This window comes from Propioniciclava coleopterorum, assembly GCF_011393335.1.
GTDB lineage: Bacteria > Actinomycetota > Actinomycetes > Propionibacteriales > Propionibacteriaceae > Propioniciclava > Propioniciclava coleopterorum.
This window is the reverse complement of record NZ_CP049865.1, coordinates 2,689,775-2,703,033: the sequence shown is the minus strand read 5'-3', so window position 1 is coordinate 2,703,033 and position 13,259 is coordinate 2,689,775. Positions and strand designations below refer to the sequence as shown.

At 70.6% G+C, this 13,259-nt stretch carries 12 protein-coding genes and 1 pseudogene; 2 read left to right on the top strand and 11 right to left on the bottom strand.

From position 1 onward, the window contains the following. Positions 1-729: a 6-phosphogluconolactonase gene (gene pgl / locus G7070_RS12870; protein WP_166234064.1), complete on the top strand. Its 729-nt coding sequence runs from the start codon at positions 1-3 to the stop codon at positions 727-729. Here the strand turns inward: pgl and G7070_RS12865 are convergent. The 10 genes from G7070_RS12865 to uvrC form a co-directional block, all read right to left on the bottom strand. Then, positions 726-1,100: a GntR family transcriptional regulator gene (locus G7070_RS12865; RefSeq protein WP_166234063.1), complete on the bottom strand. Its 375-nt coding sequence runs from the start codon at positions 1,098-1,100 to the stop codon at positions 726-728. The two genes, pgl and G7070_RS12865, sit on opposite strands and share 4 nt — an antisense overlap. A 14-nt stretch (positions 1,101-1,114) precedes the next feature. Beyond that, positions 1,115-1,471 carry an RNA polymerase-binding protein RbpA gene (locus tag G7070_RS12860; protein WP_166234062.1) on the bottom strand — a complete coding sequence of 119 codons (357 nt, stop codon included), beginning with the start codon at positions 1,469-1,471 and terminating at the stop codon, positions 1,115-1,117. A 54-nt stretch (positions 1,472-1,525) separates the two neighbouring features. Further along, positions 1,526-1,792 carry a preprotein translocase subunit SecG gene (gene secG, locus G7070_RS12855; protein ID WP_166235289.1) on the bottom strand — a complete coding sequence of 89 codons (267 nt, stop codon included), beginning with the start codon at positions 1,790-1,792 and terminating at the stop codon, positions 1,526-1,528. 82 nt (positions 1,793-1,874) lie between these two features. After that, positions 1,875-2,636 (bottom strand): triose-phosphate isomerase, encoded by a 762-nt coding sequence (tpiA, locus tag G7070_RS12850; RefSeq protein WP_166235286.1) that lies wholly within the window; start codon positions 2,634-2,636, stop codon positions 1,875-1,877. Positions 2,637-2,660: 24 nt separating this feature from the next. Then, complete coding sequence (locus G7070_RS12845) at positions 2,661-3,854, bottom strand: phosphoglycerate kinase (RefSeq protein ID WP_166234061.1); 1,194 nt, start codon at positions 3,852-3,854, stop codon at positions 2,661-2,663. Between the two features lie 33 nt (positions 3,855-3,887). Beyond that, positions 3,888-4,892, bottom strand: a complete 1,005-nt coding sequence (gene gap, locus G7070_RS12840) for a type I glyceraldehyde-3-phosphate dehydrogenase (protein WP_166234060.1) — start codon at positions 4,890-4,892, stop codon at positions 3,888-3,890. Positions 4,893-5,041: 149 nt separating this feature from the next. After that, on the bottom strand, positions 5,042-6,025 hold the full coding sequence (gene whiA, locus G7070_RS12835; protein ID WP_166234059.1) for a DNA-binding protein WhiA: 984 nt from the start codon (positions 6,023-6,025) through the stop codon (positions 5,042-5,044). A gap of 10 nt (positions 6,026-6,035) precedes the next feature. Next, entirely contained in the window at positions 6,036-6,992 is a 957-nt protein-coding gene (locus tag G7070_RS12830; protein WP_166234058.1) for a gluconeogenesis factor YvcK family protein, read from the bottom strand. Next, positions 6,989-7,852: an RNase adapter RapZ gene (gene rapZ, locus G7070_RS12825; protein ID WP_166234057.1), complete on the bottom strand. Its 864-nt coding sequence runs from the start codon at positions 7,850-7,852 to the stop codon at positions 6,989-6,991. Before rapZ ends, G7070_RS12830 begins: the two co-directional genes overlap by 4 nt. A 44-nt stretch (positions 7,853-7,896) precedes the next feature. Next, a complete protein-coding gene (gene uvrC / locus G7070_RS12820; protein ID WP_166234056.1) occupies positions 7,897-9,855 on the bottom strand; it encodes an excinuclease ABC subunit UvrC in 1,959 nt (652 codons plus the stop codon). 32 nt (positions 9,856-9,887) lie between these two features. Between uvrC and G7070_RS12815 the strand changes: the two genes are divergently transcribed. Beyond that, positions 9,888-10,304, top strand: a complete 417-nt coding sequence (locus G7070_RS12815) for a Rieske (2Fe-2S) protein (protein ID WP_166234055.1) — start codon at positions 9,888-9,890, stop codon at positions 10,302-10,304. An 88-nt stretch (positions 10,305-10,392) separates the two neighbouring features. Here G7070_RS12815 and uvrA read toward each other — a convergent pair. After that, positions 10,393-13,235, bottom strand: a pseudogene (gene uvrA / locus G7070_RS12810) (excinuclease ABC subunit UvrA); the annotation flags it as partial. Positions 13,236-13,259: the final 24 nt, after the last annotated feature.

The window sequence follows — 13,259 nt, the reverse complement described above, 5'->3', positions numbered from 1 at the left end:
ATGGAGCGGGTCTGGCGGTACGCGACCAGTGCCGACCTCACGGAGGCGACGGCGGAGCGGCTGATGCGCCGGCTGGTCGCGATCCAGGCCGCCCAGGACGGACCCGCGCGGCTGTGCCTGACCGGTGGCCGGATCGCCAACCGGATCTACGAGGCGTTCACCGAGCTCGTGGACGCGTCCGACCTGGACCAGTCCCGCATCGAGATCTGGTGGGGCGACGAGCGGTTCGTCCCCACCGAGGACCCCGACCGGCACGCCGGGTACACGCTGGCGATCCTGGCCCGCAAGCTCCCCATGACGCCCTCGCTGACCCACCCGATGCCGGCCGCGGACGGCATCGCCGACAACGACGCCTCCGCCGCGGCCTACGCCAAGGAGTTGGGCGAGACCCGCTTCGACATCACGCTGCTGGGCATGGGGGTGGACGGCCACGTGGCGTCCATCTTCCCGCACCATCCCTCGTTCGCCGAGCAGGCCCACTCCGTCATCGGGGTGAGCGACGCCCCGCTCGGGCCGCCGTCGCGGATCAGCATGACCGTCGACACGCTCAACCGGAGCCGCCAGGTCTGGTACCTCGTGGCGGGTGAGGACAAGGCCGAGGCCGTCGCCGAGTCGATCGCGGGCGACCCGGAGATCCCCGCGGGGGTGGTGCGGGGCACCGACACCACGCTGTGGCTCCTGGACCGCTCAGCCGCCGGCCTGCTGCCCTACCACTCCTGCAGCTTCTAGCCCGCCCCGGACGCCGACCGCTGCTCGGCGGCACGCGCGACGGCGCCCAGCGCCTCGCGCAGGCTCAGCCCCAACCCCAGCGCCTGGTCCAGGTAGCCGCGCGCGGCGGCGTCCGCGGCCCGGACGCGGCCCTCGTCGGTGCCGGTGACGAACGACCCGGCGCGCCCGCGCGTCTGGATCACGCCGTCCGCCTCGAGCTCGCGGTAGGCGCGCGCGACCGTGTTGGGCGCCAGCCCCAGCTCGGCCGCGAGTTGCCGCACCGGCGCGAGCCGGTGCCCGGCCGGGTACTCCCCCGACGCGCGCGCGGCGGCGATCTGCGCCTTGAGCTGCTCGTATGGCGGCGCCGCCAGGCCGGGATCAACGCTGAGCACGAAGCACCGGTCGGTCAGTAGATGACCTCGCCGGCCGCACGCCGGTTGCGCAGCGAGTCCAGCGCCTCGGCCAGGATCGCCTTGGCCTCGTCGTCGGAGCGGCGCTCCTTCACGTAGGCCAGGTGCGTCTTGTACGGCGTGATCTTCGGCGGGGGCGGCGGGTTCTCGGCGTCCCGGTTCGTCGGAAGCCCGCAGCGCGGGCAGTCCCACTCCTCGGGGATCACCGCGTCGGCAGCGAACGCGGGCCGCGTCTCGTGCCCGTTGCTGCAGAAGAAGGAGATGTAGAGGCGCGGCGCGGCGTCCCCACGCTCGGCCTCGCCCATCGGTCCCGCACCGACGCGGGAACCACGGATCGCACTACCACCGACCACGGAAGAACCTCTCTGGAAAGACTGTGTTGATCAAGCAGGGGTGATGAGGGGCCCTCAGCCGAGGACGCCGACCTCCGGGAACCAGCGGTACAGCGTCAGCAGGCCCAGGATGCAGGCGAGCCACAGCAGGCCGACGGTGATCGTGAGCCGGTCGAGGTTGCGCTCGGCGACGGAGGTGCCGCCCATGCTCGACGACATGCCGCCACCGAAGAGGTCGGACATGCCCCCGCCGCGGTTCTTGTGCAGCAGGACGAACATCGACAGGGCCAGCGACGTGATGATCAACAGGATCGACACGGTCAGGATGGGCCACGTCAGCATGGGCACGACAATCACCCGCTCATTCTAACCCAGAAGCGAAGGGGCCCCGACCATTCGGTCGGGGCCCCTCGCAGGGATCGGATCAGGCCGCGTAGAACAGCACGATCTTGGCGAACTCCTCGGCGTCCAGGCTCGCGCCGCCCACCAGGGCGCCGTCGACGTCCGGCTGCGCCATGATGTCGACCACGTTGCTGGACTTCACCGAGCCGCCGTACTGGATGCGGACCTTGTCGGCGGCCTCCTGGCCGAGCAGTTCGGCCACCCGGACGCGGATCGCGCCGCAGACCTCCTGCGCGTCCTCGGGGGTCGCCACCTCGCCGGTGCCGATGGCCCACACGGGCTCGTAGGCGATGACGGAGCCGGCGACCTGCTCGGCGGTCAGCCCGGCGAGCACCTTGTCGACCTGGGCCAGCACGAAGGGCACCTGCTCGCCGGCCTTGCGGATGTCGAGCTTCTCCCCCACGCAGATGATCGGGGTGATGCCGGCCGCCAGGACGACCTTCGCCTTCTCGTTGATGATCTCGTCGGTCTCGGCGTGGTAGTCGCGCCGCTCCGAGTGCCCGACCACGACGTAGTCGCAGTTGAGCTTGGCCAGCATGTCGGCCGAGATCTCACCGGTGTAGGCGCCCGAGCCGTGCGTCGAGACGTCCTGCGCGCCGAACTGCAGCGGCAGCTTGTCGCCCTCGATGAGCGTCTGGACGGTGCGCAGGTCGGTGAACGGCACGATGACGGCCGCCGCGGACTTGCTCGCGTCGTACTTGGCGTCGGCCAGCGTCCAGGCGAGCTTCTGCACCAGCCCGGCCGCCTCGACGTGGTTGAGGTTCATCTTCCAGTTGCCCGCCATCAGCGGGGTGCGGTTCGCCACGATTCAGTTACCTTCCAGAACGTCGAGACCGGGGAGCTTCTTGCCTTCGAGGTACTCCAGCGAGGCGCCGCCACCGGTGGAGATGTGGCCGAACTCGTCGTCGGAGAAGCCGAGCTGGCGCACGGCGGCCGCGGAGTCGCCGCCGCCCACCACGGAGAAGGCGTCCGAGTCGGCCAGCGCCTGCGCGATGGCCTGGGTGCCGTCGGCGAAGGAGGCCATCTCGAACACGCCCATGGGGCCGTTCCAGAAGACCGTCTTGGCGTCGGCGATGGCGTCGGCGTAGAGCTTGGCCGTCTTGGGGCCGATGTCGAGGCCCATCTTGTCGGCGGGGATCTTGTCGGAGTCGACGACCTCGATGCCCTCGCCCTCGGCGAACTCGGGCGAGACGACGGTGTCGACCGGGATGAGCAACTGCTTGTCCTCGGCCTCGGCGCGCTCCATGTAGCCCTTGACCGCGTCGATCTTCTCGTCGTCCAGGATGGAGGAGCCGACCTCGTAGCCCTTGGCCTTGAGGAAGGTGTAGCCCATGCCCCCGCCGATGATCAGCGTGTCGGCGATGGTCAGCAGGTTGTCGATGACCGACAGCTTGTCGGCGACCTTGGCGCCGCCCAGGACGACGACGTAGGGACGCTCGACGTCGGTGGTCAGCTTCTTCAGGACGTCGACCTCCTTGGCCACGAGGTGACCCGCGGCGCTGGGGAGGAGCTTGGCGACGTCGTAGACCGACGCCTGCTTGCGGTGCACGACGCCGAAGCCGTCGGAGACGAACACGTCGCCGAACTCGGCGTACTTGGCGGCCAGCGCCTGCCGCTCGGCGTCGTCCTTGGACTCCTCGGCCGGCTCGAAGCGCACGTTCTCCAGCAGGACGATCTCGCCGGGCTGGGCGGCCTCGACGGCCTCGTGGGCCGACGGGCCGACGACGTCGCCGGCGAGCTTCACCGGGGCGTCGATCAGCTCGCCGAGGCGGGCCGCGACGGGGGCGAGGGAGTACTTGGCGTTCACCTCGCCCTTGGGACGACCCAGGTGAGCCATCACGACGACCTTGGCACCGGACTCGGTGAGCTGCTTCAGGGTCGGCAGCGCCGCACGAATGCGGCCGTCGTCGGTGATCGTCTCGCCATCCAGCGGGACGTTGAAATCGCAGCGGATCAGGACTCGCTTGCCCCGCAGATCTCCGAGATCGTTGATGGTTCTCACCTGGGTACGCCTTTCAGGGTTGCGTGAGTGGGATCAGTTCTTGGTGCCGACGAGGACGACGAGGTCGACGAGGCGGTTGGAGTAGCCCCACTCGTTGTCGTACCAGCCCACGACCTTCACCAGGTTGCCGATGACCTTGGTCAGGCCGGCGTCGAAGATGCAGGAGTGCGGGTCGGTCTCGATGTCCTTGGAGACGATCGGGTCCTCGGTGTAGGACAGGATGCCCTTCAGCGGGCCCTCGGCGGCGGCCTTCATCGCGGCGTTGATCTCCTCGACGGAGGTCTCACGGCCGGCCTCGAAGGTGAGGTCGGTCGCCGAGCCGGTGGGGGTCGGGACGCGGAGCGCGTAGCCGTCGAACTTGCCCTTGAGCTCCGGCAGGACCAGGGCGACCGCAGCGGCGGCACCGGTCTTGGTCGGAACGATGTTGAGGGCGGCGGCGCGGGCGCGACGCAGGTCGCTGTGCGGGCCGTCCTGCAGGTTCTGATCGGCGGTGTAGGCGTGGATCGTGGTCATGAGGCCACGCTCGATGCCGACGGTGTCCTGCAGAACCTTCGCCATCGGGGCGAGGCAGTTCGTGGTGCAGGAGGCGTTGGAGATGATGGTGTCCTTGGCCGGGTCGTAATCCTGGTCGTTGACGCCCATCACGATCGTGACGTCCTCACCCTTGGCGGGCGCGGAGATGATGACCTTCTTGGCGCCACCGGTCAGGTGGGCCTTGGCGTCCTCGGCCTTGGTGAAGCGGCCGGTCGACTCCACGACGACGTCGGCGCCCACGGACGCCCAATCCAGCTTGGTGGGGTCCTTCTCCTCGAAGACGCGGATCTTCTTGCCGTCGACGGTGATGGACTCCTCGTCGTAGGTGATCTCACCGGGGAAACGGCCCAGGATCGAGTCGTACTTCAGGAGGTGCGCGAGGGACTTGTTGTCCGTCAGGTCGTTGACGGCCACCACTTCGGCGTCCGCGCCGGAAGCCAGCAGGGCGCGGAGGAAGTTACGGCCGATGCGGCCGAAGCCGTTGATGCCAACCTTCACAGTCATGTAATTGAGTCTCCTTCGAAAGGAATCTCGTCACCGCTCGGGACGAGAACTGGACGTCTCCTATCGTATCGAAAGATGACCGGCCCGACGGCCCGAACGAAGGTTGTCCAGCAGGTGACCCACGGCGTCCACGACGTGATCCGCGACGGCTAATCGTCCTCCAACATGTCGGGCGTGAGGTTGGCCTCGGTGCCCGGAATCCCGTCTTCGGCCGCCCGCTTGTCCGCGGTGGCGAGCAGCCGGCGGATGCGTCCCGCGACGGCGTCCTTGGTCAGCGGGGGCTCGTGCAGTTGCCCCAGTTCCTCCAGGCTGGCCTGCTTGTGCTCCAGGCGCAGCATGCCGGCGGTGCGCAGATGCTCGGGGACGTCCTCGCCGAGGATCTCCAGCGCCCGCTCCACCCGGGCGCCCGCCGCGACGGCGGCGCGGGCCGAGCGGCGCAGGTTGGCGTCGTCGAAGTTGGCCAGCCGGTTCGCGGACGCCTTGATCTCGCGCCGCATCCGGCGCTCCTCCCACTTCAGGAGGGTCTCGTGGGCGCCCAGCCGGGTGAGCATGGTGGCGATGGCGTCCCCGTCGCGGATCACGACGCGGTCGACGCCGCGGACCTCGCGGGCCTTCGCGCTGACGCCCAGGCGGCGGGCGGCGCCCACGAGCGCGAGCGCGGCCTCCGACCCCGGGCAGGTGACCTCCATCGACATCGAGCGCCCGGGCTCGGTCAGCGAGCCGTGGGCCAGGAACGCGCCCCGCCACACGGCGGTGGCCACGTCGAGCCCGCCGCCGACCACGGCGGCCGGCATGCCCCGGACGGGGCGGCCGCGGGAGTCGATCAGCCCGGTCTGGCGGGCCAGGGAGTCGCCGTCGCGGATGAGGCGCACGACGTAGCGGGTGCCGCGCCGCAGCCCCGTCGGGGTGACGACGACGAACTCGCAGGTGAGGCCGAACAGGTCGGCGATGGCGGTGCGCAGGCGGCGCGCGGCGGCGCCGGTGTCGAGGTCGACCTCGACCATGATCTTGCCGCCCGCGATGTGGAGGCTGCCCGCGAAGCGCAGCAGCGCGGCCACCTCCGCCTTGCGGCAGGCCGGCTTCGTCACGGGGACCGCAGCCAGCTCCGCCTTCACCTCGGGTGTCAATGCCATGAGCGCGAGCCTATCGGCCGATCAAGTCGGAGTAGACCGATGCGAGCCGGTTCACGTCGTGACGCGGGCTGCCGTCGGAGGCGCGCAGCGGGGCGATCACGAGTTCGGCGCCCAGGGCGGCCGCGTGCCGGGGAAGGTCCGGGTCGCCGTCGGCGTAGGTGGGGTCGCACACGATGGTGTCCAGCCGCAGGGTCGGGGCGTGCTCGGCCAGCACCTCGAGGTGATGCGACGGCGAGAACCCGGCCGTCTCGTCGGCGGGCACCAGGTTCATGGTGAGGATCCGGCGCGCCGAGGTCGTGGTGATCGCCTCGGCCAACTCGGGGACCAGCAGGTGCACGAGGACCGACGTGAACCACGAGCCGGGCCCCAGCACGATGTGGTCGGCCTGGCGGATCGCCTCGACCGACTCGGGGCAGGCCGGAGGATCGGTCGGCACCAGCCGCACCTCCATGACCTCGCCCGGGCACACCGCGACGCGCGCCTGGCCGTGCACCAGGCTCAGCACGTCCGGATGCTCGGGGTCGGCGCCCAGCACGTCGGCCTCGATGTCGAGCGGCACCGAGGCCATCGGCAGGACGCGGCCCTGCACCTCGAGCAGCCGCGCCACCATGTCGAGCCCGGAGACGGCGTCGCCGAGCCGCTCCCAGATGCCGGCGATCAGCAGGTTGCCGATGGCGTGCCCGGACAGCGGGCCCGCGCCGCCGAACCGGGACTGCAGCACGTCGGCCCACAGCCGGCCCTCGTGGTCGTCGCCGCACAGGGCGGCCAGCGCCATCCGCAGGTCGCCGGGCGGCAGGATGTCGAACTGCTCGCGCAGGCGTCCCGAGGAGCCCCCGTCGTCGGCGACGGTGACGACCGCGGTGAGGTTCGAGGTGACGCGTCGCAGCGCCTGCAGGGACGCGGCCAGGCCGTGCCCGCCGCCGAGCGCGACGACGTTGGGGAGGCGTTCCGACAGCGGCGCGTTCATTCCAGCCCCAGATCCCGGTGCTCGACGTGGACGGCGACCCCCTCGTCGCGGAGTCTGCTCGCCAGTTCCTCGGTCATGGCCGTGGACCGGTGCTTGCCGCCGGTGCAGCCGATCGCGACCGTGGCGTGCCGCTTGCCCTCCTGCACATAGCCGGGCAGGACGGCGTGCAGCGTCTCGATCACCCCGTCCAGCCACGCCTGCGCCGCGTCCTGGCCGAGAACGTACCGCGACACCGCCTGCGACAGGCCGGTCTGGGGCCGGAGCTCCGGCACCCAGTGCGGGTTGGGCAGGAACCGGACGTCGAGCACCATGTCGGCGTCGATCGGCAGCCCGTTCTTGAAGCCGAACGACATCAGGGTGAGCTTGAGCTCGCGGTCGTCGGAGGAGTTGAAGGCGTAGGCGACCTTGTTGGCGAGCTGGTGGACGTTGAGGTCGGAGGTGTCCACGACCATGTCGGCGGCCGCCCGCAGGGTCGCGAGCATCTCGCGCTCCCGGCGGATGCCGTCCAGCAGCGCCCCGTCGCCCTGCAGCGGGTGCGGGCGGCGCACGGACTCCTGCCGGCGCACGATCACGGCGTCGCTCGCCTCGATGAACAGGATCTGCGGGAGGATCCCCTTCGCCTGCAGCGCGTCGAAGGCCGCGGGGATGTCGTCGAACTCGGCCCGCGTGCGGACGTCGAGCACCACCGCGACCCGGTCGTAGCCCGCGGCCGCGGCGGTGTCGACGAACGCGGGCAGCATGGTCGGGGGCAGGTTGTCGGCGACGTACCAGCCGAGGTCCTCCAGCGTGTGGGCGGCGCTGCGGCGTCCGGCGCCCGACATGCCGGTGATGGCGAGGAACCTGATCGCGGGTTCGGTCATGGCGCCATTATGGCGGGTCCGCGGTCGGCGTCCGGCCGCCGCGCTCAGCCCTCGATGACCTCGCCGGTGGCGGTGTTGATCGCCTCGCCCGCGGGCTGCTCGTCCAGCGCCAGTTTGATGGCCAGCGCCGTCTTGGGGCCGATGCCCGGCACGGCGGCGATGTCCTCCAGGTGCGCCGCCCGCAGCCGCTTCACCGAGCCGAAGTGCTTGATGAGCGCCTTGCGGCGCAGCTCGCCCAGCCCCGGCACGCCGTCGAGCAGCGAGTCCACCATCGACTTGCTGCGCCGGCCGCGGTGGTGCGTGATGGCGAAGCGGTGCGCCTCGTCGCGGGCGCGCTGCAGCAGGTACAGCCCCTCGGACGTCCGCGGCAGGATGAGCGGGAACTCCTCCTCGGGCAGCCAGACCTCCTCCAGCCGCTTCGCCAGCCCGATCACCGGCACGTCGGTGACGCCGAGCTCGTCCATCGCCGCGCGGGCGGCGGCCACCTGCGGCGCGCCGCCGTCCACGACGAGCAGGGACGGCTTGTAGGCGAACTTGCGCGCGGCGCCGGTGGTGGCGTCCTTGAGGACGGCGTCCTCGCCGGTCAGGGACGCCTGGTCCTCCAGGTAGCGGCGGAAGCGGCGCGTGATGACCTCGTGCATCGCCCCCACGTCGTTGCTGCCCTCGACCGTCCTGATCAGGAAGCGCCGGTACTCCGACTTGCGCGGCAGGCCGTCCTCGAACACCACCATGGAGCCGACGACCTCGGTGCCCTGGAGGTGGGAGATGTCGTAGCACTCGATGCGCAGCGGCGGGGTGTCCAGCCCGAGGGCCTCCTCCAGCTCCTCCAACGCCCGGTTGCGGGTGGAGAGGTCGGAGGCGCGCTTGGTCTTGTGCAGCATGAGCGCCTCGGCGGCGTTGCGGGCGACGGTGTCCATCAGGACGCGCTTGTCGCCGCGCCGCGGCACGTTGACCCGCACCCGGGCGCCGCGCGCCTCGGTCAGCAGGTCCGCCAGCGCGCCGCCGGACGCCGGGGGCACCGGCAGCAGCACCTCCCGCGGCACGGCGCCTGAGGTGACCGAGCCGTCCGGGCCGGCGTACAGCTGGAGGCAGAACGTCTCGATGAGCTCCTCCAGGGTGGAGTCGTCGGAGCGGTCCGCGACCCAGCCCCGCTCGCCGCGCACGCGTCCGCCGCGGACGTGGAAGACCTGGATCGCCACCTCCAGCTCGTCGGAGGCCAGCGCGATCACGTCCGCGTCGGTGCCGTCGGGCAGCACGATCGCGTTCCGCTCGGTGGCCGACTGCAGGGCGCCGAGCTGGTCGCGCAGCACGGCGGCGCGCTCGAACTCCAGGTCGTCGGAGGCCTGCTGCATGGCCTGCTTCATGCGCCGGACGATCCGGTTGGTGTTGCCGGCGAGGAAGTCGCACATCTCCTCGACGATCTCGCGGTGCTCCTCGGCGGAGACCCGGCCGACGCACGGCGCGGAGCACTTGCCGATGTAGCCGAGCAGGCAGGGGCGTCCGCTCGCCTTGGCGCTGCGGAACACTCCCCCGCTGCACGAACGCATCGGGAACACGCGCAGCAGCGAGTCGACGGTGTCGCGGATCGCCCAGGCCTGGGCGTAGGGGCCGAAGTAGCGGTAGCCCTTCTTGTGTGCGCCCCGCCCGACGAAGACGCGCGGGAACTCCTCCGACCAGGTGACGCACACCCACGGGTAGGTCTTGTCGTCGCGGTACTTGATGTTGAACCGCGGGTCGTACTGCTTGATCCAGGTGTACTCGAGCTGGAGCGACTCCAACTCGTTCTGCACGACGGTCCACTCGACCCTGGACGCCGTCCGCACCATCGTCTGGGTGCGGAAGTGCAGCCCGGCCGGGTCGGCGAAGTAGGAGTTGAGGCGCTGGCGCAGGTTCTTGGCCTTGCCCACGTAGATGACGGTGCCGTCGGGGTCGCTGAACCGGTACACCCCGGGCTGGGTGGGGATCGTCCCGGGAGCGGGACGGTAGGTCGCCGGGTCAGCCATGCCGCCCAGCTTAGGCGGGCTAGGGTGCACCCATGACTTCGGACCGACGCACCTTCCTCACCTCCGCCGGCCTCACCGCCGTCGCCGTCGGCACCGCCGCCGCGACCGCCGGCTGCAGCGCGCCGAGCGCCTCGCCGGGCGCCCCGCCGGCGGGCAACGCGCTCGCGGTCCCGGCCGACAGCATCCCGGTGGGCGGCGGGAAGATCCTCGACAACGCGTCCTTCGTCGTGACCCAGCCGACCGCGGGCGAGTACAAGGCGTTCAACAAGATGTGCACGCACCAGGGCTGCCCGGTGGCGGCGATCGAGGGCGCCGAGATCGTGTGCCGCTGCCACGGTGCGCGCTTCTCGATCGCCGACGGCTCGGTCACCAACGGGCCGGCCACCAAGCCGCTGAAGCCCGCCAAGGCCGTCCTGGACGGCGCGGACGTCAAGGTGTCGAGCGCCTAGCCGAACCGGCCCGCGCGTCAGGCACCGGCGGCGCGGACGTTGTGCACCGCTTTGAACGCCGCTATCGCGTGGCTCAGGCCGCCTCCTCGGCCAGCAGCGGACGCAGGTACTCGCCGGTGTGGCTGGCCGGGTTGAGCGCCACCTGCTCGGGCGTCCCGGTCGCGACGACCTCGCCGCCGCGCGAGCCGCCCTCGGGGCCCATGTCGATCACCCAGTCCGAGGACTTGATGATGTCCAGGTTGTGCTCGATCACCAGGACGCTGTTGCCCTGATCGACCAGGCGGTTCAGGACGCCGAGCAGCTTGTTGATGTCCTCGAAGTGCAGGCCCGTGGTCGGCTCGTCGAGGATGTAGATCGTCTTGCCCGTCGAGCGGCGCTGCAGTTCGGTGGCGAGCTTGACGCGCTGCGCCTCGCCGCCCGACAGCGTGGTGGCGGGCTGGCCCAGCCGGACGTAGCCCAGACCCACGTCGACCAGCGTCTCGAGGTACCGCTTGATCGCGTTGATGGGCGCGAAGAACTCCACGGCCTCCTCGATGGGCATGTCGAGCACCTGGGCGATCGTCTTGCCCTTGTAGTGGATCTCGAGGGTCTCCCGGTTGTAGCGGGCGCCGTGGCAGACCTCGCACGGGACGTACACGTCGGGCAGGAAGTTCATCTCGATCTTGATGGTGCCGTCGCCGGCGCAGTGCTCGCAGCGGCCGCCCTTGACGTTGAACGAGAACCGCCCGGGCTGGTAGCCGCGCGCCTTCGACTCGGGCGTCTCGGCGAACAGCTTGCGGATCCGGTCGAAGACGCCGGTGTAGGTGGCCGGGTTGGAGCGGGGCGTGCGTCCGATGGGCGACTGGTCGACGTGGATCGCCTTGTCGATGTTGTCGAGCCCGACGATGCGCCGGTGGCGGCCCGGCACGTCCTTGGCGTTGTAGAGGTGGCGGGCCAGCGCCTTGGACAGGATCTGGTTCACCAGCGACGACTTGCCCGAGCCGGAGACCCCCGTCACGGCGACGAGCTGGCCCAGCGGGACGTCCACGGTCACGTTGCGGAGGTTGTTCTCGGTGGCGTCCACGATCTTCAGCGACTTGCCGTTGCCCGGCCGGCGCACCGCGGGCACCGGGATCTCGCGGCGTCCGGACAGGTACGCGCCGGTGAGGGACTCCTTGCTGGCGAGCAGGTCGTCCACCGAGCCGGCGACCACCACCTTGCCGCCGTGCTCGCCGGCGCCGGGGCCGATGTCGACCACGTAGTCGGCGGTGCGGATCGTGTCCTCGTCGTGCTCGACCACGATGAGGGTGTTGCCCAGGTTCCGGAGGCGGACCAGGGTGTCGATGAGGCGCCGGTTGTCGCGCTGGTGCAGGCCGATGGACGGCTCGTCCAGCACGTACAGGACGCCGACGAGCCCCGACCCGATCTGCGTGGCGAGCCGGATCCGCTGCGCCTCGCCGCCCGACAGCGTGCCCGCGGGGCGGGCGAGCGTCAGGTAGTCCAGGCCGACGTCGAGCAGGAACCGCAGCCGCTCGTTGATCTCCTTCACGACCCGCTGCGCGATGGCGGCCTCGCGCTCGGACAGCGTCAGGCCGCGCATGAACTCCTGCGCCTTCGCGATCGACAGCCCCGCCACCTCGGCGATGTTGAGGTCGTTCACGGTGACGGCGAGCGAGGTCGGCTTGAGCCGGGCGCCGTGGCAGGCCTCGCACGGCACCTCGCGCATGTAGCCGGCGAACCGCTCGCGGCTGTTGTCGCTCTCGGCCTCGGTGAACCGGCGGCGCACGTAGGGCACGGCGCCCTCGAAGGAGGCGTTGTAGGTGGTGGTGCGGCCGTGCCGGTTGGTGTGGCTGACCTTGATCTTGCCCTTGACGCCGTTGAGGATCAGGTTCTGCACCGCGGGGGTGAGCTCCTCCCACGGCGTGTTGACGCTGAAGCCGCGCTCGGCGGCCAGCGTGCGGAAGATCGACTGGAAGTAGCCCGAGACGTAGACCGTCGACCAGGGCGAGATCGCGTTCTCGGACAGGCTCTTGCCCGGGTCGGGGATGATCAGCTCCGGGTCGACCTCCATGCGGGTGCCGAGGCCCGAGCAGACCGGACACGCGCCCCACGGGGCGTTGAAGGAGAACTGCCGCGGCTCGAGTTCCTCCAGCGAGATGTCGTGGCCGTTGGGGCAGGCCAGCTTCTCGGAGTACCGGCGGACGCGGTTGGCGTGGGCGGCGTCCGCGTCGACGAACTCCACCTCGATCACGCCGTCGGCCAGCGCGAGCGCCGTCTCCACCGAGTCGGTGAGCCGCTGCTTGATGGTGGGCTTGACGGCCAGCCGGTCGACGACGACCTCGATGTTGTGCCGCTTCTGCTTGTCGAGCTCCGGCACCGCCGTGAGCTGGTGGATCTCGCCGTCGACCCGGACGCGGGTGAAGCCCTGGGTGATGTAGGAGCGCATCAGCTCGGTGTGCTCGCCCTTGCGGCCGCGGACGACGGGGGCGAGCACCATGAAGCGGGTGCCCTCGGCGAGTTCGAGCAGCCGGTCGACGATCTGCTGCGGCGTCTGTCGGGAGATGGTGGCGCCGCACTCGGGCAGTGCGGGTGCCCGATGCGCGCGTACAGCAGGCGCAGGTAGTCGTAGATCTCGGTGATGGTGCCGACCGTGGACCGGGGGTTCCTGCTGGTGGACTTCTGGTCGATCGCCACCGCCGGGGAGAGCCCCTCGATGAAGTCGACGTCGGGCTTGTCCATCTGCCCCAGGAACTGCCGGGCGTAGGCGGACAGCGACTCGACGTAGCGGCGCTGGCCCTCGGCGAAGATGGTGTCGAAGGCCAGCGAGGACTTGCCGGAGCCCGACAAACCGGTGAACACGATGAGGGCATCGCGGGGGAGTTCGAGGCTGACGTTGCGCAGATTGTGCTCGCGCGCGCCCGCCACGATCAGTCGTTCAGTCACCCGACCCATGGTAGGCCGTCCCTCAGACAATTC

What these genes read in the sequence shown, in the direction of transcription:
- G7070_RS12815 (WP_166234055.1), top strand. Translation starts at nt 9,888, where the DNA reads ATGACTTCGGACCGACGCACCTTCCTCACCTCCGCCGGCCTCACCGCC.
- uvrC (WP_166234056.1), bottom strand. Translation starts at nt 9,855, where the DNA reads ATGGCTGACCCGGCGACCTACCGTCCCGCTCCCGGGACGATCCCCACC.
- secG (WP_166235289.1), bottom strand. Translation starts at nt 1,792, where the DNA reads ATGCTGACGTGGCCCATCCTGACCGTGTCGATCCTGTTGATCATCACG.
- pgl (WP_166234064.1), top strand. Translation starts at nt 1, where the DNA reads ATGGAGCGGGTCTGGCGGTACGCGACCAGTGCCGACCTCACGGAGGCG.
- whiA (WP_166234059.1), bottom strand. Translation starts at nt 6,025, where the DNA reads ATGGCATTGACACCCGAGGTGAAGGCGGAGCTGGCTGCGGTCCCCGTG.
- G7070_RS12830 (WP_166234058.1), bottom strand. Translation starts at nt 6,992, where the DNA reads ATGAACGCGCCGCTGTCGGAACGCCTCCCCAACGTCGTCGCGCTCGGC.
- gap (WP_166234060.1), bottom strand. Translation starts at nt 4,892, where the DNA reads ATGACTGTGAAGGTTGGCATCAACGGCTTCGGCCGCATCGGCCGTAAC.
- rapZ (WP_166234057.1), bottom strand. Translation starts at nt 7,852, where the DNA reads ATGACCGAACCCGCGATCAGGTTCCTCGCCATCACCGGCATGTCGGGC.
- tpiA (WP_166235286.1), bottom strand. Translation starts at nt 2,636, where the DNA reads ATGGCGGGCAACTGGAAGATGAACCTCAACCACGTCGAGGCGGCCGGG.